Annotated in this window: 24 protein-coding genes; 13 read left to right on the forward strand and 11 right to left on the reverse strand. The window is 63.2% G+C overall.

Annotation, left to right across the window (positions count from 1 at the left end):
* The first annotated feature begins 75 nt into the window (after positions 1 to 75).
* From coaBC to K1X12_RS05315, 4 genes are all read left to right on the forward strand, one after another.
* Positions 76 to 1,308 (forward strand): bifunctional phosphopantothenoylcysteine decarboxylase/phosphopantothenate--cysteine ligase CoaBC, encoded by a 1,233-nt coding sequence (gene coaBC, locus K1X12_RS05300; RefSeq protein WP_220986584.1) that lies wholly within the window; start codon positions 76 to 78, stop codon positions 1,306 to 1,308.
* Between the two features lie 41 nt (positions 1,309 to 1,349).
* Positions 1,350 to 1,805, forward strand: coding sequence for a dUTP diphosphatase (gene dut / locus K1X12_RS05305; protein WP_220986585.1), 456 nt, complete (start codon positions 1,350 to 1,352; stop codon positions 1,803 to 1,805).
* Between the two features lie 110 nt (positions 1,806 to 1,915).
* The gene (locus K1X12_RS05310; protein ID WP_220986586.1) at positions 1,916 to 2,119 is read left to right on the forward strand and encodes a hypothetical protein; all 204 of its coding nucleotides are present in this window, start codon (positions 1,916 to 1,918) and stop codon (positions 2,117 to 2,119) included.
* A 60-nt stretch (positions 2,120 to 2,179) separates the two neighbouring features.
* Positions 2,180 to 2,410 (forward strand): hypothetical protein, encoded by a 231-nt coding sequence (locus K1X12_RS05315; protein ID WP_220986587.1) that lies wholly within the window; start codon positions 2,180 to 2,182, stop codon positions 2,408 to 2,410.
* Positions 2,411 to 2,422: 12 nt separating this feature from the next.
* On the opposite strand, the gene K1X12_RS05320 is transcribed toward K1X12_RS05315, so the two are convergent.
* The 5 genes from K1X12_RS05320 to K1X12_RS05340 form a co-directional block, all read right to left on the reverse strand.
* Entirely contained in the window at positions 2,423 to 3,760 is a 1,338-nt protein-coding gene (locus K1X12_RS05320; RefSeq protein WP_220986588.1) for an ATP-dependent DNA helicase, read from the reverse strand.
* Between the two features lie 4 nt (positions 3,761 to 3,764).
* Positions 3,765 to 4,184, reverse strand: a complete 420-nt coding sequence (locus tag K1X12_RS05325; protein WP_220986589.1) for a GNAT family N-acetyltransferase — start codon at positions 4,182 to 4,184, stop codon at positions 3,765 to 3,767.
* A gap of 163 nt (positions 4,185 to 4,347) precedes the next feature.
* Entirely contained in the window at positions 4,348 to 5,751 is a 1,404-nt protein-coding gene (gene lpdA, locus K1X12_RS05330) for a dihydrolipoyl dehydrogenase (protein ID WP_220986590.1), read from the reverse strand.
* A gap of 93 nt (positions 5,752 to 5,844) precedes the next feature.
* Positions 5,845 to 6,207 (reverse strand): hypothetical protein, encoded by a 363-nt coding sequence (locus tag K1X12_RS05335; protein ID WP_220986591.1) that lies wholly within the window; start codon positions 6,205 to 6,207, stop codon positions 5,845 to 5,847.
* 80 nt (positions 6,208 to 6,287) lie between these two features.
* Positions 6,288 to 6,959 (reverse strand): hypothetical protein, encoded by a 672-nt coding sequence (locus K1X12_RS05340; RefSeq protein ID WP_220986592.1) that lies wholly within the window; start codon positions 6,957 to 6,959, stop codon positions 6,288 to 6,290.
* Positions 6,960 to 7,113: 154 nt separating this feature from the next.
* Here K1X12_RS05340 and K1X12_RS05345 point away from each other — a divergent pair, with 154 nt between their 5' ends.
* On the forward strand, positions 7,114 to 7,887 hold the full coding sequence (locus tag K1X12_RS05345; protein ID WP_220986593.1) for an SDR family oxidoreductase: 774 nt from the start codon (positions 7,114 to 7,116) through the stop codon (positions 7,885 to 7,887).
* A 147-nt stretch (positions 7,888 to 8,034) separates the two neighbouring features.
* Positions 8,035 to 8,766: a hypothetical protein gene (locus K1X12_RS05350; protein WP_220986594.1), complete on the forward strand. Its 732-nt coding sequence runs from the start codon at positions 8,035 to 8,037 to the stop codon at positions 8,764 to 8,766.
* 6 nt (positions 8,767 to 8,772) lie between these two features.
* On the opposite strand, the gene K1X12_RS05355 is transcribed toward K1X12_RS05350, so the two are convergent.
* Positions 8,773 to 10,020 (reverse strand): MFS transporter, encoded by a 1,248-nt coding sequence (locus K1X12_RS05355; protein ID WP_225907882.1) that lies wholly within the window; start codon positions 10,018 to 10,020, stop codon positions 8,773 to 8,775.
* A 159-nt stretch (positions 10,021 to 10,179) separates the two neighbouring features.
* Between K1X12_RS05355 and K1X12_RS05360 the strand changes: the two genes are divergently transcribed.
* The 4 genes from K1X12_RS05360 to K1X12_RS16895 all read left to right on the forward strand — a co-directional run bounded on the left by K1X12_RS05360 (position 10,180) and on the right by K1X12_RS16895 (position 11,923).
* Positions 10,180 to 10,473 (forward strand): YggT family protein, encoded by a 294-nt coding sequence (locus K1X12_RS05360; protein ID WP_220986595.1) that lies wholly within the window; start codon positions 10,180 to 10,182, stop codon positions 10,471 to 10,473.
* A gap of 31 nt (positions 10,474 to 10,504) precedes the next feature.
* Positions 10,505 to 10,810, forward strand: a complete 306-nt coding sequence (locus tag K1X12_RS05365) for a DUF167 family protein (RefSeq protein WP_220986596.1) — start codon at positions 10,505 to 10,507, stop codon at positions 10,808 to 10,810.
* Complete coding sequence (gene folD / locus K1X12_RS05370) at positions 10,791 to 11,678, forward strand: bifunctional methylenetetrahydrofolate dehydrogenase/methenyltetrahydrofolate cyclohydrolase FolD (protein ID WP_220986597.1); 888 nt, start codon at positions 10,791 to 10,793, stop codon at positions 11,676 to 11,678. The genes K1X12_RS05365 and folD overlap by 20 nt, the downstream gene beginning before the upstream one ends.
* Before the next feature lie 86 nt (positions 11,679 to 11,764).
* Positions 11,765 to 11,923 carry an HNH endonuclease gene (locus K1X12_RS16895; RefSeq protein ID WP_225907883.1) on the forward strand — a complete coding sequence of 53 codons (159 nt, stop codon included), beginning with the start codon at positions 11,765 to 11,767 and terminating at the stop codon, positions 11,921 to 11,923.
* An 80-nt stretch (positions 11,924 to 12,003) separates the two neighbouring features.
* On the opposite strand, the gene K1X12_RS05380 is transcribed toward K1X12_RS16895, so the two are convergent.
* From K1X12_RS05380 to sdhC, 5 genes are read right to left on the reverse strand one after another with little or no spacing between them, the layout of a single operon-like run.
* Entirely contained in the window at positions 12,004 to 12,786 is a 783-nt protein-coding gene (locus K1X12_RS05380) for a succinate dehydrogenase iron-sulfur subunit (protein ID WP_220986599.1), read from the reverse strand.
* Positions 12,787 to 12,790: 4 nt separating this feature from the next.
* Positions 12,791 to 13,120: a hypothetical protein gene (locus tag K1X12_RS05385; protein WP_220986600.1), complete on the reverse strand. Its 330-nt coding sequence runs from the start codon at positions 13,118 to 13,120 to the stop codon at positions 12,791 to 12,793.
* Between the two features lie 31 nt (positions 13,121 to 13,151).
* The gene (gene sdhA / locus K1X12_RS05390; protein ID WP_220986601.1) at positions 13,152 to 14,939 is read right to left on the reverse strand and encodes a succinate dehydrogenase flavoprotein subunit; all 1,788 of its coding nucleotides are present in this window, start codon (positions 14,937 to 14,939) and stop codon (positions 13,152 to 13,154) included.
* Between the two features lie 25 nt (positions 14,940 to 14,964).
* The gene (gene sdhD, locus K1X12_RS05395; RefSeq protein ID WP_220986602.1) at positions 14,965 to 15,357 is read right to left on the reverse strand and encodes a succinate dehydrogenase, hydrophobic membrane anchor protein; all 393 of its coding nucleotides are present in this window, start codon (positions 15,355 to 15,357) and stop codon (positions 14,965 to 14,967) included.
* A gap of 15 nt (positions 15,358 to 15,372) precedes the next feature.
* Positions 15,373 to 15,771: a succinate dehydrogenase, cytochrome b556 subunit gene (gene sdhC / locus K1X12_RS05400; protein WP_220986603.1), complete on the reverse strand. Its 399-nt coding sequence runs from the start codon at positions 15,769 to 15,771 to the stop codon at positions 15,373 to 15,375.
* A 96-nt stretch (positions 15,772 to 15,867) separates the two neighbouring features.
* On the opposite strand from sdhC, the gene K1X12_RS05405 reads away from it, so the two are divergent.
* Genes K1X12_RS05405 through K1X12_RS05415 form a run of 3 tightly spaced genes read left to right on the forward strand, consistent with a single transcriptional unit; the run spans position 15,868 to position 20,257 of the window.
* A complete protein-coding gene (locus K1X12_RS05405) occupies positions 15,868 to 17,616 on the forward strand; it encodes a DUF885 domain-containing protein (RefSeq protein WP_225907884.1) in 1,749 nt (582 codons plus the stop codon).
* Between the two features lie 59 nt (positions 17,617 to 17,675).
* Entirely contained in the window at positions 17,676 to 19,544 is a 1,869-nt protein-coding gene (locus tag K1X12_RS05410) for an ABC transporter ATP-binding protein (protein WP_220986604.1), read from the forward strand.
* Positions 19,544 to 20,257 (forward strand): glutamine amidotransferase-related protein, encoded by a 714-nt coding sequence (locus K1X12_RS05415; RefSeq protein ID WP_220986605.1) that lies wholly within the window; start codon positions 19,544 to 19,546, stop codon positions 20,255 to 20,257. Before K1X12_RS05410 ends, K1X12_RS05415 begins: the two co-directional genes overlap by 1 nt.
* Positions 20,258 to 20,285: the final 28 nt, after the last annotated feature.

Here is a 20,285-nt window from a genome sequence, read left to right on the forward strand (position 1 = left end):
CGAGGGGTTTTGATGGGGCCGCATCAAGGTTTTTACGCTAGAAACAGGGCAGGTCAGACCCGATATAGCGGCTAAATGAGTTCCAAACGCATCCTCCTCATCATTGGCGGTGGCATTGCCGCCTATAAGAGCCTTGAGCTGATCCGCGAGCTTGGCCGCCGCGGGATCGCTTCGCGTGTCATCGTCACGAAGGCGGGCACGGAGTTCGTAACGCCGCTCTCGGTCGCCGCCCTGTCTGGCGACAAGGTCTATACCGAGTTGTTCAACCTGACGGACGAAACCGAGATGGGCCATATCGAGCTTTCCCGCTCGGCCGATCTGCTCGTCGTCTGCCCGGCAACGGCGGACCTGATGGCGAAGGCCGTGCATGGCCATGCCAATGATCTCGCCTCCACGACTCTTCTGGCGACGGACAAGCCAGTGCTGATGGTGCCCGCGATGAATGTGCGCATGTGGGGTCATGCCGCTACGCAGCGCAATGTCGCCCAGCTCCGCGCCGATGGTGTCACCGTGATGGAGCCGGATGAAGGCCCGATGGCCTGCGGCGAGTTTGGCCCCGGCCGCCTGCCGGAAGTCTCCCGCATCGTCGCGGAAATCCAAGCGATGCTTCGTCCGCCTGCAGATAAGAAACGCCTCGCGGGTGTCCATGCGCTCGTCACCGCCGGGCCGACGCGCGAACCGCTCGACCCCGTGCGCTACCTTTCAAACCACTCCTCTGGCAAGCAGGGCTATTCCATCGCCATTGCGCTCGCCGCCGAAGGTGCCCGCGTCACGCTTGTCTCTGGTCCTGTCTCGTTGCCCGCCCCGGAAGGGGTTGACCTCGTAAAGGTCGAAACGGCGCGCGATATGCTCAAGGCTTGCGAGGACGCGCTTCCCGCAGATGTCTTCGTCTCCGTCGCCGCGGTCGCGGACTGGCGCCCCGTCAAGACGGCCACCCAGAAGCTGAAGCTGAAAGGGAAGGGCGCCGCGCCCGCCATCGAGCTGGCCGAGAATCCGGACATTCTCCGCACGCTTAGCAACAAGAAGAAAAAGCGCCCCGGCCTCGTCATAGGCTTCGCCGCCGAGACTGAAGAGGTCGAGCGCCACGCGAATGAAAAGCTCGCCCGCAAGGGGTGCGACTGGATCGTTGCGAATGATGTGTCCGGCGATGTCATGGGCGGCCTCGAAAACGAGATCGCCCTGATCACCCGCGATGGCGCAGAACGCTGGCCCCGCATGCCCAAGGAACAGGTCGCCGCCCGCCTCGCCGCGCGCATCGCCGATCAAATCTCGGGGCGTGACGACCCGCAGAAGCTCGCCGCCGAATAGGCCGCTTGACTCCTCGCCAGAGTCTCCCCACGCCTCGGCCCATGACCGATGTGACCGTTCAAGTTCTGCCGCTGGCCCATTTCGAAGGGCTCGATCTTCCCGCTTATGAAACGGCAGGCTCTGCCGGTATGGACGTGCGCGCCGCCGTGCCGGTCCGCGAGCCGGTTGTGCTGGCGCCCGGCCAGCGCGCGATGGTGCCCACCGGTCTCTCCGTGGCGATCCCCGAAGGATACGAGATACAGGTGCGCCCGCGTTCCGGCCTCGCGGCCAAGCATGGCCTCACCTGCCTCAACACGCCCGGCACGATCGACAGTGATTATCGCGGTGAAATCAAGGTCATCCTGATCAATCTCGGCCAGGAGCCTTTCACCATCCAGCGCGGCGAGCGCATCGCCCAGCTCGTCCTCGCGCCAGTCACGCGCCTTGCCTGGTCTCAGGTGGAGGCGCTGGATGAAACGGCGCGCGGCGCTGGTGGCTTCGGCTCGACCGGGCGTTGACCGGCACCTGGAAGCCCGCCCTCAAAAAAATTGACCCCCTGCGATCAAATTTTCTTGAACAGGGGGCCATCCTCCCCACATATTGAATATCAATAAGGAGGGAGATGCCCATGTCGGCAGCTTTTTATATCTTTCTGGGCGGCTTCATCGTCTGGCTTGCCCTCCGCTCAAGTGCGCGCCGCGCCGAGCGTGAAGCCCGCTACAATCCCAGGGACGACGAGTTCGAGCGGCTGAGCCGCCGGGTTCGCACGCTGGAACAGATCATAACCGATCGCGACTGGCGCCTGCGCCGGGATATCGATGGTCTCGGCTGATACTGGCCGGGCCTGTCATCGCACGATATAAACTCCAGATCCGCACCCAAGGAGGCGCTTATGGATCCGTTTACAATGGTAGTCGCCATCGTTGCCATCGCCATCGGCGCGGGCGTCATCAACAATTACATCAAGGCCCGTTCGCGTGAACCGGTGGACCTTTCCTCTCGCGCCGAATTCGTCGCGATGCGTGATGATGTGGCTCGCCTGAAGGAGCGTGTCCGCGTTCTGGAAAAGATCGTGACCGATCAGGAACGCCAGCTTTCGGACGAAATCCGCCGTCTCGCCTGAAGTGGCGCGCGCTTACAGCAGTGCCCCCTCATCCTTCCGGAATTTCGCCAGAAGGTAGGCGGGCGTCTCGTCGATCTTTTCCAGCTCGCCGAAGGCGAAGGCTTCCCGGTCCAGCACAAGGTCGCGCGGGCGCAGGGGGCGCGAGATTTCCAGCCCTTCCAGCGTGCGCGCTCGCGAAAAGGCCACATAGGCTTGTCCGTGGGCAAACATTCCGGAATCGAAGTCGATGAATACCTTGTCGAGCGTCAGGCCCTGCGCCTTGTGGATGGTCACCGCATAGGCAAGGCGCAGCGGCACCTGCTTGAACGTGCCCACCACTTCGCGCTTCACCTTCTTGGTGTCCATCTCGAAATCGTAGCGGTATTTTTCCCAGGCCGCCGGCTCGATTTCATAGACGCTGCCGTCGATCTCCACGATCACCGCGCGAGAGCTGAACCCGGCGACATGCGCCAGCGATCCGTTCACCCAGCGGCCTTCCGGATCGTTGCGGATCATCATCACCCGCGCGCCAACCTTCAGTTCAAGGTCGAGTTCGGTGGGATAGCTCTTCTCGTCAAACTGTCCCTGCACGGTCGCCGGGAACACTTTGCGTTCGCCCTTGAGGCTCGCGAGGCGGGACTGGTTGATGCGGAAAGCGTTGGCATTGTTGGGCGTCAGCACGACATGCGTGTCAGAGGCGTCCGAGGCCGAGCGGCGGGAAACGAGGCGTTCCAGCACCAGCTCATCGGCCGGTGTCACGCGGCCCGTGCGCAGTGCGCCGAGCAGGGCGAGGAAGCGCGGGTCTTCCTGCCGGAATACATGCTTCAGGGCCAGCAGCGAAAACTCCGCCTCGCGGAAGGCGGGCGCGTTGAAGAAATAGCTGCCCCCGAACCGCTCCTGCAGGATTGGCCCTTCATCGGCCGAAACCACCGGCGGCAACTGGTGCAGGTCGCCTGACAGGATCATCCGCACGCCGCCAAACGGGCGTTTCGATCCCCGGTTCAGTTTCAGGCTGCGGTCGATCGCGTCCAGCATGTCGGCGCGCACCATCGAGATCTCGTCGATGACAACCGTTTCCACTGCACGCACCACGCGGGCATTCGGCAGGCGGCGCACGTCCTGCGCCTCCACCAGCCTTGGCGGCAGTTTGAAAAAGGAATGGATGGTTTGGCCGCCGGCATTCATGGCCGCCACGCCTGTTGGCGCCAGCACGACGGCTTTTTCGCCGGCGTCGCTCAGGAATTTGCGCAGAAGGGTGGTTTTGCCCGTTCCGGCGCGCCCGGTCAGGAACAGGTTTCCCTGCGCTCCTGCGCCCCGGGCTACCCATTCAGCAGGCGCGGCGTAGACCGTATCCGGGGTGGAGAGTGTCATCCCCTCAGGGGCCGACGAGGCGCATCTGGCGCGCCCGTCCGGCGCCGCCTGTGCTCGCCACAACCTGCCACCCCAATGCCTCATAGGCGCGGCGGGCAGTCATGTTTTCGGTATCCACATCAAGGCTCAGCGTGCCGCCCGCTTCCAGCCGCGCCACGTCCAGCAGGCCGCGGGCCACGCCGCAGAAGCGCCAGTCGCGGTCAACGAACAGGTGGTCCACATAATCGGCCGGTGTCTGCAGGGTCAGGAAACCGATGATGCCGGCATTGGGTTCTTCGGCCACCCAGGCAGGCTGGGTTTCCAGGGCGCGGCGCAAGGCAAGATGCTGGCCGCGATGGCGTTCCCGCCAAGGCATGTCCATCAGGCAATCCGTGAAAATATCACGGCATTCAGGGATGTCCGCTGCTTCCAGCGGCCTGATCATCCATCCGGCTCCGAAGTGAGTATACATTGCGCCAAGTTAGGAGGCCGGGGCGGCCTCGTCCAGCAGTGACGCATGGGAAAATTCAGTCGCCGCTGCACTATGTTGGCGCCTGTGCAGGGCAGGGGCCGGAACCTCCCTTGGGCAGGAGGCTCCGGAAAGGGAATTACATTTGCATCGTCCAGCCTTCGACGCCCATCGCCGCCTGGCGAACGGCTTCTGAAAGCGTCGGGTGCGCATGGCTCGTGCGGGCGATGTCCTCGGAAGCGGCACCGAACTCCATTGCCACGCAGACTTCGGCAATCATCTCGCCAACGCCGGTGCCGATCATGTGCGCGCCAAGGATGCGGTCGGTGCCTTTTTCGGCGAGGATTTTCACGAAACCGAGGGTCTCATGGTTCGTCCGGGCACGGGAGTTCGCCATGAAGGGGAACTTGCCTTTCTTGTATTCGATGCCGGCGGCCTTGAGTTCTTCCTCATTCTTGCCGACCCAGGCGATCTCCGGATTGGTGTAGACCACGCTCGGTACCAGATCGTAATTCACATGGCCTGCCTTGCCGGCGATGAGTTCGGCCACAGCCGTGCCATCGTCTTCGGCCTTGTGGGCCAGCATCGGGCCGGGGATACAGTCGCCAACCGCCCACACGCCATCGGACACCTTGAAGTGATCGGTCACTTCGATCACGCCGCGCTTGTCGGTCTTTCCGCCCACGGTTTCCAGGCCCAGGCCCTCCGTGTACGGCTTGCGGCCGATGGCAACGATCACGACATCGGCGTCGATCGTCTCGCTGTCGCCGCCCTTGGCCGGCTCCACCGAAACTTTGAGCTTGGTCTTCTGCTTTTCGATGCCGGTCACCTTGGTGCCCAGCTTGAAGGTGAGGCCCTGCTTCTTGAAGGTGCGCTCCGCTTCCTTGGCAACTTCAGCGTCAGCCGGCGGCAGGATGCGGTCCAGATATTCCACCACCGTCACTTCCGAGCCGAGGCGCGCCCAGACCGAACCCATTTCAAGGCCGATTACGCCCGCGCCGATCAGCACCAGCTTCTTGGGAACCGATTTCAGGCTGAGGGCGCCGACATTGGAAACAACGCGCTCTTCGTCGATCTCGATGCCGGGCAGGGTGGTCGGCTCGGAGCCCGTCGCGATCACGATGTTCTTGGTTTCGAGCGTCTGTGTGCCGCCATCCGCCAGCGTGACTTCCACCTTGCCCTTGCCGAGGATCTTGCCGCGGCCCTTGATGTAGTCGACCTTGTTTTTCTTGAAGAGGAATTCGATGCCCTTGGTCAGTCCGTCCACAGTGTCGGCCTTCTGCGCCATCATCTGGTCGAGGTCGACTTCCAGCTTGCCAGTCTTGATGCCCAGCGAGGCAAAGTCATTCTTCGCCGCGTCATAGAGGTGGGAGGCGTGCAGCAGCGCCTTGGAAGGGATACAGCCGACGTTCAGGCAAGTCCCGCCGAGCGTGCCGCGCATCTCGATACAGGCGGTTTTCAGGCCGAGTTGGCCGGCGCGGATTGCGCAATTGTAGCCGCCGGGGCCGCCGCCGATGATGACGACGTCATAGGTCTCTGCCATGGGAAAATATTCCTTTGAGAAGGCTGGTCCGAATCTGGCGCCAACCTATGCATTCTTCTCCCAAAATCAATCTGCAAAGGCCGGAAACTGGACCTAGCTTCTGCGTATAAACAGGAGAATTGCCGTTGCGGCACTCATGGCGCCTGCGCCAACGGCTTCATCCATCCATAAACTCGAATCTGTACCTGACAGGATGAAGGCTGCGGCCAGGCCGATGAACAGCAGGCTTCCGATAAGGGCGAGCACGGCGCCGAAGCGCAGGTTCAGCGCCGCCATCAGGCCGCCGATCCCCGCAAGGGTGGCTGCGGCAATGCGCCAGATCACAATTGCGTCGAGCGCGTCGGCCAGCGGGCTGCCACGAGAGGTCAGCACCAGAACGCCGTGCAAGCCCTGCCAGGCGAGCCAGCCGGCAATTCCCATCAGCGCCAGACCGGCAATACGGCGAACAATCTGCATCAAAGCCTCCCCACGGGCCATTTGTCTGCGGGAAAGCCTAAAGCCAGTTGCCGATCGCCGCAACGGCGCGCGAATTCGGCCTAGGTTTCGATGTCCTCGTCGTCGGGTTCTGCTGCGCCCCGGCGGCGGGCGATTGCGGCGGCGCGGCGTTCCTGTTTGCGGCGCGCCTGCGCCAGGAACATCGCGCGCTGGCGCTGCACCACCACATCGGAGACAAACACCGGCGGGCGGCGCTTGCGCACGGCGGGCACGGCCACAGCGGCGGTCGGCTGGTAGACGACCGATTGCTGCGGCGCCGCTTCCAGCATCTCGCGCTCTTCGGCGATCTCTTCGGGCGAGCGATAGCGCAGTTCCCAAACAGCGATCAGCAGCAGCGCTGCCGCAGCCGCGAGCCCTGCCATGGCGCCTTCGCCCGCGCTCGGGTCCAGCCACCATTCAGGGTCAAAATGCACGAGGAAAATGGTCGGGATCGAGGCCGCCATCCCCATCACATACCAAAGCACGGCGCCCGGCTTGCGCGCGGCAATCGTGGCGGCGGCGGCGTAATAGCAGAGCGCGGCGAGGAAATAGGCGCCGCCATGGGTAATGCCCAGCTGGCGCCAGTCGACCGAATTCAGGCCCCCGGCCACATTGTCATTCACGATCCAGCCCATCACCATCACGATGGATGGCCAGCGCACAGCTGTCATCGCGCCAAAGGCAAAGGCGATGGCAAGCGCTGTCAGGAGCAGGGAAATGAGGCGGCGCGGCATTCCGCCTGCCTATCACGGGTAGGGTAAGTGCCCGCTGAACGCGTTGTTTTGAATTTGATCGATTGGCGCGCCGGGGATGAAGCAAGGCGCCCTTTGCGGCCTTGAATTCTGGCTGCTAAGGCTGGCGCGGATAAAATCATCAGGAGGAAAGCTCATGGGCCGCGTTTCAGGTAAGATGGCGCTCATCACGGGCGGGGCGCAAGGCCTCGGCGAGGCAACCGCGCGCATGTTCGCCCGCGAAGGCGCCAAGGTCACGGTAACCGACATCAATGGCGCGGGCGCTGCCAGGGTCGCCGCCTCGATCAACGAAGCCCACGGCGCCGGCACCGCCTTTGCGTTCGAACATGACGTGACCAGCGAGCAGGACTGGCAGGACGTTGCCCAGAAAGCGCACGACGCGATGGGCGGCCTCAATATCCTCGTCAACAATGCCGGCATCGGCGGTCTCGGCTCTGTGGAAGACGAAACCTATGAGCGCTTCAAGAAAGTGCAGGCGGTGGATGTCGATTCCATCTTCCTGGGCTGCAAATACTCCATCCCGCTGATGCGCGCGCATGGCCTTGGCTCGATCGTCAACATCTCGTCCATCGCGGGCATCATCGCCAGCGCCAACTATGTGTCCTACAACACGGCAAAGGCCGCTGTGCGCCACATCTCCAAATCGATCGCGCTGCATCTTGCAAAAACCGGCGGGCAGATCCGCTGTAACTCCGTCCACCCCGTATTCATCAACACGCCTATTCTCGATGGCATCAAGGAGATGTTCGGGGAAGAGAAGGGCCTTGAGAAGCTCGCCCGCCAGGTGCCGCTCGGCAAGGTGGGTGAACCTGACGACATCGCTTACGCCGTGCTTTATCTGGCCTCGGACGAATCGAAACTTGTCACCGGGGCCGAGCTGAAAGTTGATGGCGGCATCAGCGCCATGTAGGTAAGGGCCGCGCGGGCAGTGAGGCTGCCCGCGCCCGCCTGTCCGGCGACCGGAACCACTGCCCCTCCAGCGCGTTATGGACAGATCGGCGGCTTTGCCTGAAGATCGCCGCGTATCGGTCTCTGCCGGGAAGGGGGATCTGTCGCCATGAAGAAATCCGCATATCTGATTGCAGGCCTGATGCTGGCAGCCTGCACGACGCCGCCGGCTGAGGCACCCGTCGAGCCTTCTTCGGCGTCTATTGCGGCCTCCGATGAACAGCCTGTTTCCTGCGAAGCGCCCTATGGCTATGGCGGCTATGCCTTCTGGATCGAGGCGCCCGCAGTTCCGCCCGGCGCCACCCTTGTGCTCCAGCCCTGGTATATGTCCCAGCCCGGCGTGATGGACCCTGTTCCGGCGTCCTGCCTCGAAGGCGTTGAAATTTCCGGCCCCGGCTCACTCGGCGAAGATGGCCGCACGGTCGTCGTGGATGCCGATGCCGGCGCGGGCGCGGCCATTCATGTGCGCGGCAAGGTGGGCGATGCCGGCATTTCAGGCCGCATCCTTGTATTCCATGAGGAAACCCAGCCCCTCGTCGGTGTCTGGCACCAGCCCGAAGAGGCCTGCGCGGGCACCACGCCCGTCCGGGAACTGATCTTTGATCCCGATGGCCGCTTCTCGCTCACCTGGACCCCGTTTGAGGTCTACAAGGATTATTGGGGTGGCTACACCTTCAATGATGGCCGGCTCGCGCTGAAGCCCGATGGCGGCAACCATACGCCGACCGACGCAAGCTTTGTGGGCGATGTCCAGCTCGATTCCGATACGCTGGTGATCAGCCCGGAACAGTTCGGCAATCCGTCCTCGGGCCTTTCATGCAGTGCGACCTTCCAGCGCTGAACATCTCTATTCGTTTGGAGTTAGCGGGCGGCGCGCGGTCACCAGAAGGGAATAGACCGCGAGTGCCCCGATCATGGCGGATGCCCCAAGCAATGGCAGGGCGTGGTTCACTTGATAAAGCCAGGCACCGATGATTGGCCCGAAGATGAAACCTCCGGGCGGGGCGACTGCCAGCAGCGCCGCTGCGCCGCCCTGTTCCTCGCGACTTACCGAAAGACTGCCCAGCGCGTTGGCAGACGGGATGGCCAGCGCCGCGCCCGCGCCCACCACAAGGAAGCAGGCGTAAACGACATAGAGTTCGTGAAAAATGTCCGCAAACAGATAACCGGCCGACACCATCACCAACCCGATGGGCAGCACCTTGCGCGGATCGGGTCGCACCCGGTTGATATAGCCGAACTGCACGATCAATGAAGCGATCGCGTAGCAGGCAAAGGTGATGCCGGTATAGAGTACGGCGGCCTTGCCTGCCTCGTCGCCCAGCCGCTCGGTAAGCTGGTAGCGGTCCTCGATGAACCAGGCGAGTGTCTGCTGCATCATGCCGATGGCGATGAAATAGGTCAGCAGGAACAGGAGGTGGGGGCGCATCCGCGTGTCCATAAGCGACAGCGGCTTTGGCCGCGGCGCATTCCGCTCTCGCTTCACGGTTTTGGGCAGGGTGAAGCCCACCAGCACACCCACCACCAGGCAGAAAACAATCGTGCCCCAGAGCGGGGCCAGCGCGCCGAACGGGGCCAGCACGGCGGCGCCCGCCGGCCCGATGATGGAGCCAATCGCCATCGCTGCGCCGATCATGCCAAGGCCGGCGGCCCGGTTCACTGGCGTTGTCGCGTCCGTCATTGCCGCCATCGCTGCGGGTTGCAGGCCGGGCGCCAGCAGGCCGAACCACGCGCGCACGAAGATCAGGAGGAATAGCAGAGAGGTTCCCGCGACCAGTCCGGCAAGGCCAGCCTCCAGCGCAAACAGGAATGCCATATTGGTCAGCGCCGTCGCAAAGAGGGAGAACACCATCACCCGCTTGCGGCCCACCCGGTCGGCGATCCGCCCCCAGACCGGGATCATCACGGCAAACAGGACCGTGGAGAGGGTCATGATCGCGGCCACTTCCATCTCGCCCAGGCCCGCCTTGCGGGTCAGCGGTGTGACAACCACGAAGTTGATGCTCATGCCCGCGCCTACGGCCACCGTCGCCAGCATCAGCATTCCCTGCTGGAACGCCGATAGCGGATGCAGCGGTGTTTCGTGTGTGCTCATTCTCGGCGCCCCTTAAAAGATATACCAAACTAGGGCGCCCCGACGCCCTTGCCAAACCCCATCTTCAGATCGGGGCGCGGCACTGGTGCGCTTGCCTCAAACGGCGGCGCCCCCTAAGTCTCGGGCCAAAGCCCTAACGCCGCATGGAGGCAAAGGCCAATGGCCGCCATTCTCGACGTCATTCTGGTGATCCTGAACATCATCACCTGGATCATCATCATCCAGGCTGTGCTCTCCTGGCTGGTTGCATTCAATGTCATCAGCCTGCACAACCCCACCGTCCGGTCCATCTGGTCCGGGCTCGAGCGGATGACCGAACCAGTCTACCGCCCCATCCGGAATATCCTTCCGCCGATGCAGGGGCTCGACCTGACTCCGATGGTCGTCCTCCTGATCATCTTCTTCCTGCGGCAGGTGATCGCGCGGTACGCTTACGGCCTCGTTCCGTTCTGATTTGTCCTCAAACGTACTCAAAAATACACTGATGCGACACAGATTGACCGTTCGCGTCCAGCCAAAGGCATCGTCTGACCGTCTCGACGGCTGGGCGCGCGATGATGCCGGACGGTCCTTCCTGAAGCTCCGCGTCCGCGCGCTTCCGGAGGAGGGGGCGGCCAACGCCGCCGTCGAAGCCCTTGTGGCAAAAGCGCTCGGCCTGCCGAAGTCTGCGGTGAAGGTGGTGACGGGCGGCAAGAACCGCCTTAAAGGCCTCGACATCGAAGGGCCGGATGAGCTCGCGGCCCGGATCAGCGGACTTGCGGGTGGCAGTGATGGCAGCAGTGAAAATTGACGGAAACGCCGTAGCGGCAGATGTGAAATCTGCAGTGGCCGCAGCAGTGTCCACTCTTCCCGGAAAACCCTGCCTGGCCGTTGTGCTGGTCGGCGAAGACCCCGCCAGCGAGGTCTATGTCCGCAACAAGGTGAAATCCACCGAAGCGGCGGGCATGGTCTCTATCCACCACCGGCTGCCCGCCACGGCCACGCAAGACGAAGTCGAACGCCTCATCGAAAGCCTGAACGCCGATCCGGAAGTCGACGGCATCCTGCTTCAGCTGCCGCTACCCAAGGGCCTCGACGCTGATGCGGCCATCGAAAAGATCAATCCTGACAAGGATGTGGACGGGCTCACCGAAATCTCTGCCGGGCGCCTCAGCCTCGGTAAGCCGGGCCTGCGCCCGTGCACGCCGGTTGGCTCCGTCATCCTCGCCAAACGTGCGCTTGGCCCTGATCTGACAGGGAAAAATGTCGTCGTCATCGGCCGCTCGATCCTCGTCGGCAAGCCCGCCGCGCTGCTCTTCCTTGCCGAAAACTGCACCGTCACTATCGCCCACAGCAAGACGGCCGATCTACCCGGCCTCTGCCGCACGGCCGACATTCTGGTGCCCGCCGTGGGCCGGCCTGAAATGGTGCGCGGCGATTGGGTGAAGCCCGGCGCGACGGTGATCGATGTGGGCATTAACCGCATTCCCGCGCCGGAAAAGGGCGAGGGCAAGACGCGGCTGGTGGGCGACGCACACTATGAAAGCTGCGCGGCAGTGGCTGGGTTCATCACGCCGGTGCCGGGCGGCGTTGGCCCGATGACAATCGCCTGCCTCCTGCGCAATACGGTGCTGGCGGCCTGCGCGCGGCGCGGCTGGTCTGTGCCAGCCGGGCTGTGAGCCAGAGCCATTCCCCGCCAGAGTCGGGACAATTCCGGACACTTTGGGACAAACAGGGCGGTCTTTGCGCCCTTTGTGGTCAGCCAATGCCACAACACCGCTTCGAAGTGGCCCATGCCACCCTCTGGAAGAAGTGCCGGCCGAGCTTTGACCATATCCGTGCCCGCGCGCGCGGCGGATCAGACAAGCCGGAAAACCTCCAGCTCGCCCATGCCGAATGCAATTGGCGGAAGGGCCGGGGCTAGCCCCGGAAAAGACAAGCCCCCGAACCTTTCGGATCGGGGGCTTGCGGAAACTTCGAGAGGCACCGTCCTGGCCGGATGGCTTACGCCTGGCGCTCGACCATCATGTGCTTGATGCTGGCGATGGCCTTGGCGGGGTTGAGACCCTTCGGGCAGACCTGCGCGCAGTTCATGATGGTGTGGCAGCGATAGAGCTTGAACGGATCTTCGAGCGCGTCGAGACGTTCGCCGGTTGCTTCATCGCGGCTGTCGATCAGCCAGCGGTAAGCCTGCAGCAGGGCTGCCGGGCCGAGATACTTGTCGCCATTCCACCAATAGGATGGGCAGGAGGTGGAGCAGGACGCGCAGAGAATGCACTCATAGAGGCCATCGAGCTTCTCGCGGTCCTCAGCCGACTGGCGCCATTCCTTCTCCGGCGTCGGCGTAGCCGTCTGCAGGAAGGGCTGCACATAGGCGTGCTGGGCGTAGAAGTTGGTGAGGTCCGGGATGAGGTCTTTGACGACCGGCTGGCTCGGCAGCGGGGCGATGACAACTTCACCGGAGGGGAGCTCCTCGAAGCCCTTGGTGCAGGCGATCGTGTTGCGCCCGGCAATGTTCATCGCGCAGGAGCCGCAGACGCCTTCACGGCAGGAGCGGCGGAAGGCGAGGGTCGGGTCGATGTTGTTCTTGATGTAGATCAGAACGTCCAGGATCATCGTCCCGGCTTTGTCCATGTCCACCCAATAGGTGTCCCAGCGCGGATTGCCGCCTTCTTCAGGGCTGAAGCGATAGATGCGGAAGGGGCGCAGATTGGTCGCGCCCTGAGGCTTCGGCCAGGTCTTGCCTTTTTTGACCTTGGAATTCTGGGGCAGGGTAAGCTGAACCATCTCTCTATTCTTTCCCTAGGCTGTGCGTGCCGTTCTCGTCTGTTGATCTCAGGCGCGCCGTAATCACCGCGCCATCCGTAATACTGAAGCCGAAACCGTATCCACCCTGGCTCATGACACCCTTTTCCGAATGGCCGCTGACGGACGGCAGTATGGAAATGATGTCGTAGCCTTCCTCGTGCAGCGAGTTGCAGGCGGCCTCGATCAGGGTGGAGAGTTCGGCAAGATCTGCATGATGCGGATCGTCGACCAGTTTCTTGCCCCGTCCGAGGAGTTTCTTTTCTTCCTTCTTTTGCCGTCCGGCGCGAACCCAGACTGTCTTGTAGTGGCTCATCTGGGCACCGCGCCGGTTGCTGTTTCCTTGATCAGTATACCCGTGCTTTCGGCTTGATATACTCGATCTCGTTGGAGAGCGTGTATTCGTGCACCGGACGGTAATCGAGCGTGACGTTGCCCGCCGCATCGCACCAGGCGAGCGTGTGCTTCATCCACTTCTGGTCATCACGGTCTGCGAAGTCCTCGCGGGCATGAGCGCCGCGGCTTTCTTCGCGCGTGACAGCCGAGTTCACCGTGACGGCGGCCTGGCAGATCAGGTTTTCAAATTCGAGCGCTTCGACGAGGTCGGTGTTCCAGACCATGCCGCGGTCTTTCACATCGATGCCAGGCACCTTCTTGTAGACTTCGGCGATGGCTTCGACGCCTTCCTTGAGAACCGGGCCGGTGCGGAAGACGGCGCAGTCGGACTGCATGGCCTTCTGCATTTCGAGACGCAACTTGGCGACTGGCTGGTCACCGGTTGCGTTGCGCATCTTGTCGAAGCGGTCGAGGTGCTTGTCGGTCGAGGCTTTCGGCAGCTCCGGCTGGCGGGCGCCAGCTTCGGTGGTCTCGCCGCAGCGGATGCCGGCAGCGCGGCCGAAGACGACGAGGTCGATCAGCGAGTTGGAGCCAAGGCGGTTTGCGCCGTGCACGGACACGCAGGCCGCTTCGCCCACCGCCATCAGGCCGGGGACGATGGCGTCCGGGTTGTCACCCTTCTTGGTCAGCACTTCGCCGTGATAGTTCGTCGGGATGCCGCCCATATTGTAGTGAACGGTCGGCAGAACCGGGATCGGCTCTTTCGTGACGTCCACGCCGGCGAAGATTTTCGCCGTTTCCGAGATGCCCGGAAGGCGCTCGTGCAGGGTGGCGGGCGAGAGGTGGTTGAGGTGGAGGAAGATGTGATCTTTCTCCGGACCCACGCCCCGGCCTTCGCGGATTTCCATCGTCATCGCGCGCGAAACGACATCGCGCGAGGCGAGGTCTTTGGCCGACGGGGCATAGCGCTCCATGAAGCGTTCGCCTTCGGAGTTCGTCAGATAACCGCCTTCACCGCGGGCGCCCTCGGTGATGAGGCAGCCTGAGCCGTAGATGCCGGTCGGGTGGAACTGGACGAATTCCATGTCCTGCAGCGGCAGGCCGGCGCGCAGCACCATGCCGCCACCATCGCCCGTGCAGGTGTGGGCCGAGGTGCAGGAGAAGTAGGCGCGGCCATAACCGCCGGTCGCCAGAATGGTTTTCTGGGCGCGGAAGCGGTGGAGCGTGCCATCGTCGAGTTTCCAGGCGGTCACGCCGCGGCAGACGCCATCGTCATCCATGATGAGGTCGAGGGCGAAATACTCGATGAAGAATTCGGTCTCTTCACGCACGCACTGGCCGTAAAGCGTGTGCAGCATCGCGTGGCCCGTCCGGTCGGCGGCGGCGCAGGTGCGCTGCACCGGGCCTTCGCCGAAATTGCGGGTCATGCCGCCGAAGGCGCGTTGGTAGATCTTGCCTTCCTCAGTACGAGAGAAGGGCATGCCCCAGTGTTCCAGCTCGTAAACGGCCGCCGGAGCGTTGCGCACGAGATATTCGATCGCGTCCTGGTCGCCGAGCCAGTCGGAGCCCTTGACGGTGTCGTACATGTGCCACTGCCAGCTGTCCTCGGACATGTTGCCGAGCGAGGCGGCGATGCCGCCCTGGGCGGCGACCGTGTGGGAGCGGGTGGGGAAGACCTTGGTGATACAGGCCGTGCGAAGGCCGGCCTGCGCTGCGCCGAGGGCTGCGCGAAGACCGGAGCCGCCGGCGCCGACCACGACAACGTCGTAGGTGTGATCAATCCAGTTATAGCTGCTCATTGTGCGTGTCTCTTCTTCGCGTGTCTCAACCGGCCGTCCAGATGCGCAGCACCGACACGACAACCACGACGAACAGCGCGGTGGTGGCGAAGGTGTTGAGGATCAGGAGAGCGGAGCGGGTGCCGGACTTGGCGATATAGTCTTCGATCACGACCTGCATGCCGAGGCGCATATGAAAGAAGGCTGTGCCGGCGGTCAGGATCAGGAGGATGGCGTTCAGGGGGCTCGCGATCCACTCGAGGGCGCCTTCATAGCCGCCGCTGACGGCGCAGATGATGGCGTAGAGGAACCAGGGCACCAGAAAGGCAAGCGCGATGGCGGACACGCGCTGGCGGATGTGGTGCATCGTGCCGGATTTGGCAGAGCCGAGGCCGCGTGCGGCTTTGATCGGGGTGAGGAACTCGCCGTTGGAGGACATTGGACTTTCTCCCCGTTAAACGCCGGACGTCACGAAGATCAGCACAGCTGCGCCGATGATCGCAAAAGCGTAGTTGAAGATCGAAACCTGGCTGGCAAGCTTCGGCGAGAAGCCGATACGCGGGCCATCCCACAGCATGTGGCGGATGCCGTTTGCGAAGTGGAAGAGAACCGCAAAGGCCCAGAGGAACAGGACGATCTTCCCGAACAGGGAGGTGATGATCCCTTCCACATAGCCATAGGCCTCGGGGCCGGTGGCGAGCGCGATCAGCCAGGCGGCGATCAGGAAGGTTCCGAGATAGAGCCCCACGCCGGTGATGCGCTGCGTAATGGAAGCAAGCATGGTGGCATGGAAGCGCCACACCTGAAGGTGTGGGGACAAGGGGCGCGTGGCGGCGCGCTGCGGTCCGGACATTGGGATTCCTCGCGTGCAAATGGATGCTGGGTGCTGGCATCCGCTTCTACGAGCCTCTAGGGTCGTGTCAACGCAGGTGCAATGAGGAGCGACAATATGAGACCAGCTATTTTCGCGCTCCTGCTATTCGCGGTGCCTGCCCTTGCCCTTGCGCAAACGCCCGATCCGCTGGACGCGCTGGTCATCGAATATGAGGCGCATGTGCGCCAGTCAGACCCCGATCAGGCCGCACATAGCGCCGATCTGGAGCCGCGGCACTGGCGGGATGTGGCGCCGGAAACGATCGCCGTCCGCGCCGGGGCGGCCCGGACGCTGCTGGCCAAAGTCGAGGCAGCAGAAACTGAGCGAAAAGTCGACAAGGCCATCCTGACGCGCCTGCTGAATGACGAAATCAATGATTTCCGCTTTGATTCGGCCCGCATTCCCTTCACCGGAGACTGGGGGTTCCAGGCCGAGCCGCTGTTTGCGGCCATGCGCCTGCGCATTCGCACCGTGGAAGAGGCAGAAGCCTGGATCGCGCGCCTGAACGACGTGCCCCGATATTTTGCCCAGAACCGCGAGAACATGATGCGCGGCATCGCCACCGGCTGGACGGCGCATGCAGATCCGCTGGGCACCATGCGGGCGCAGATCGCGGCGCAGGTGGTCGATGATGTGGCGCAGAGTGAGCTTTACCGGCCTTTCCTGGAAATGCCGGACAGTATCGACCCAGAGTCCAGATTAAGGCTTCAGGCGGCCGGGCTCGAAGCTGCGGGTCGCGCCATGACGGCCTACCGCGAAACACTTGAGTTCATTGACGGGACTTATGTGCCGGCAGCGCGCAAGGGTGCCGGCATCGCTTCGCTGAAAGATGGCCGGAAGGTCTACGCCTCGCTGATCGAAGCCCACACCGCCGGGGCGGGCTATTCGGCCGAGCAGATCCACGCGATTGGCCTGGAGGAGGTCGCCCGCATTCGCGCGGCCATGGAGGCGATCATCGCCGATACCGGCTTTGAAGGCAGCTTCGCCGACTTCCTGGTGTTCCTGCGGACCGATCCGCAATTCTATGCCCAGAGCGACGCAGAGCTGATGGCGGCAGCGCGGGAGATTTCAGCCCGGTTGGACGCGATCCTGCCGGATTATTTCAACCACCTGCCGCGCCTTGGCTACACGGTCGAGCCGGTGCCCGCCTCGATTGCGCCGGGGTATACGTCCGGGCGGTATATGTCGGGCGACCCCTCCGAGGGGCGGACGGCTGCCTATCTCGTCAACACCTTTGCGCTGGACCAGCGGCCACTCTACGAACTGCCGGCCCTGTCGGCGCATGAGGCCGTGCCGGGCCACCACCTGCAGATCGCGCTCGCACAGGAAATGGCGGGCCAGCCCTGGTTCCGGCAGAATTATTACGCGACCTCCTTTGGCGAAGGCTGGGGCCTTTATGCTGAATACCTCGCCAGCGAAGCCGGGCTGATGCAGGCGCCGTATGAGCAGTTCGGCGCGCTCTCGATGGAGATGTGGCGGGCTTGCCGGCTGGTCGCGGATACAGGCCTGCACTGGTATGGCTGGACGCGCGAAAAGGCTGAGGCGTGTTTCAAGGAAAACACCGCACTTGCTCCGCTGAACATCCAGACCGAGGTGACCCGCTATATCGGCTGGCCGGGGCAGGCGACGGCCTACAAGATCGGTGAGCTGAAAATCCGGGCGCTGCGGGCGGAAGCCGAAGCCGCGCTGGGAGACGCGTTCAACATCCGCGCTTTCCATGATGTCGTGCTGGGGCAGGGCGCGGTGCCGATGGATGTTCTGGACATGCAGGTGAAGGGGTGGGTTGCCGCGCAGGTGCCTGCCGAAATGCCGGCGGCGCCCTAGGCTTTAATTGACAGCCGGAGCTTGTTCTTTCCAGCGCGCCTCTCCAAATGGGGCGGGCCATGTTCCAGTTCTTTGAACGCCGTATCGAACCGTTTCCGGAGACGTCTCAGGAAGCGCCGCCCAGGGGCTTCTGGCCCTTTATCTGGTATTATATCCGGCCCGCTGCCCCGTGGCTGATCCTTATGTCGATGTTCACGGCGCTGATTGCGGCCGGGGAAGTAGCGCTGTTCGGTTTCCTGGGCGGCATTGTCGACTGGCTCGCCTCAGCAGACCGGGAAGGCTTCCTGCAACGCGAAAGCGGCACGCTGATGCTGATGGGCGCAGTGTTGCTGGTGGGCCTGCCGCTGGCGACTTTGGTGCAGGGGCTGATCGTCTATCAGGGCCTGATGGGCAACGTGCCAATGAGCGCGCGCTGGCGGATGCACCGTCAGATGCTGGGGCAGTCCATGGGTTTCTTCGGCAACGAGTTTGCCGGCCGGGTTGCCACCAAGGTGATGCAGACGGCGCTGTCGGTCCGCGAAGTCGTCATGAAAGTACTCGACGTTTTCGTCTTCGTGGCAGTGTATTTCATTTCAGCGCTGGTGCTCGTCGCCTCGGCGGATCCCTGGCTGATGGCGCCGTTCATTCTGTGGGCGGTGGTTTACGGTTTCATCATGCGCTGGTTCGTGCCCCGCCTGGGCAAGATCGCCGAGGCGCAGGCCGACGCCCGTTCGATCATGACGGGCCGGATCGTCGATTCCTACACCAACATCCAGACAGTGAAGCTGTTCGCCCACTCCGGGCGCGAGGAAGAATACGCCAAGGGCTCGATGCACGGCTTCCTGGAGACCGTGTATCGCCAGATGCGGATGGTCACGAGCCTCAACGTCATCGTCTATCTCAACAACTCGCTGCTGGTGTTCCTGGTGGCGGCGGGTGGCATCTATCTCTGGATGGGCAATCTGGTGGGCGCGGGCGCCGTGGCGGCGGCAGTCGGCCTCACGCTGCGCATAAAATCCATGTCGCAATGGATCATGTGGGAAGTTGCCGGCCTCTTCGAAAATATCGGTGTCGTCTATGACGGCATGTCGATGCTGCAGAAGCCGGTGGCGGTTTCCGATGCGCCGGGTGCGGAAATTCTGTCGCGGGTTGCCGGGGAGGTCGCCTTCGATGGCGTAACCTTCCATTATGGCAAGGGCGCAGGCGTCATCGAGAAGCTCGACCTCAAGATCCGGCCGGGCGAGAAGATCGGCCTCGTCGGGCGCTCGGGTGCGGGCAAGACGACCCTGACCAGCCTGCTGCTGCGCTTCTACGATGCCGAGAGTGGCCGCATCCTGATCGATGGGCACGACATTGCAACGGTCACGCAGGATTCCCTGCGTGCGCAGATCGGCATGGTGACGCAGGATACGTCGCTGCTGCACCGCTCCATCCGCGAGAACATCGCTTACGGGCGGCCTGAGTCGAGCGATGAGGAGATCCGCATCGCGGCAGGCAAGGCCGAATCCTTGCCCTTCATCGACAGCCTTGAAGACTCCAAAGGCCGCAGCGGCCTGAACGCGCATGTCGGTGAGCGCGGCGTGAAGCTTTCCGGCGGCCAGCGGCAGCGGATCGCGATTGCGCGCATCTTCCTGAAAGACGCGCCGATCCTCATCCTGGACGAGGCGACCTCGGCGCTCGATTCCGAAGTCGAAGCGGCGATCCAGGACAATCTTTTCCGCCTGATGGAAGGCAAGACCGTGATCGCGATTGCCCATCGCCTGTCCACCATCGCGGCGATGGACCGTCTGATCGTGCTCGACAAGGGCGTGATCGTGGAGCAGGGCACGCATGACGAACTGGTGGCGGCCGGCGGCCTTTATGCTGAGCTTTGGGCGCGCCAGTCCGGTGGCTTCCTCGTGGAGCCTGAACCCATTGAGTCCGATCAGGTGGCGGAGCCTGCAGAATAATGAAGCTGACAATTGTCGAAACCGGGTTGGCGCCCCCCGCGATCCGGGACCGGTTCCCGAGCTATCCGGAAATGTTCCGGCAGATGTTTGCTTCCGTCGATGCCGGCTTCGAGTTTGAGACTGTTTCCATCGTGAAGGGCGAGCCACTGCCCGACCCGGCAGGGGCGGGCGCGTTGCTCTATACCGGCTCGCCGGCAGGCGTTTACGATAACGAACCCTGGATTGCGCCTCTGATGGAGTTCATCCGCCAGGCAGGCACGGCGAAAACTCCGCAGGTTGGCATCTGCTTCGGGCATCAGATCATGGCCGAAGCGCTGGGCGGAAAGGTTGTGAAGTCTCCCAAAGGCTGGGGCATTGGCCGCCACACCTACGCCGTCGCCGGAACCCCGGGCTGGGAAGGCGCCGCGCCGCCGGAAATGAGCATTGCCGTCAGCCATCAGGATCAGGTGGTCCTGCGCCCGCCGGGCGCGCAGACGATTGCCTGTTCCGATTTCACCGAGTTTGCAGGGTTGAGCTATGCCGGTTTTCCGGCGCTCAGCTTCCAGTGCCACCCTGAGTTCGAGCCCGAATTTTCTGCTGCGCTTTATTCGGCCCGCCGCGGCGCGACGCTGGAGGAGGGGATAGCCGACGCGGCAGTCGCCTCGCTGGGCGACGGCGGCGACCGGCAATTCCTGGCCGCCTGGATCGCATCCTTTCTGCGGGCTAATATCTGACACAAATGGGCGGTAACGCCGCTCCTGA

The sequence above is a fragment of the Hyphomonas sediminis genome (assembly GCF_019679475.1).
Classification (GTDB): domain Bacteria; phylum Pseudomonadota; class Alphaproteobacteria; order Caulobacterales; family Hyphomonadaceae; genus Hyphomonas; species Hyphomonas sediminis.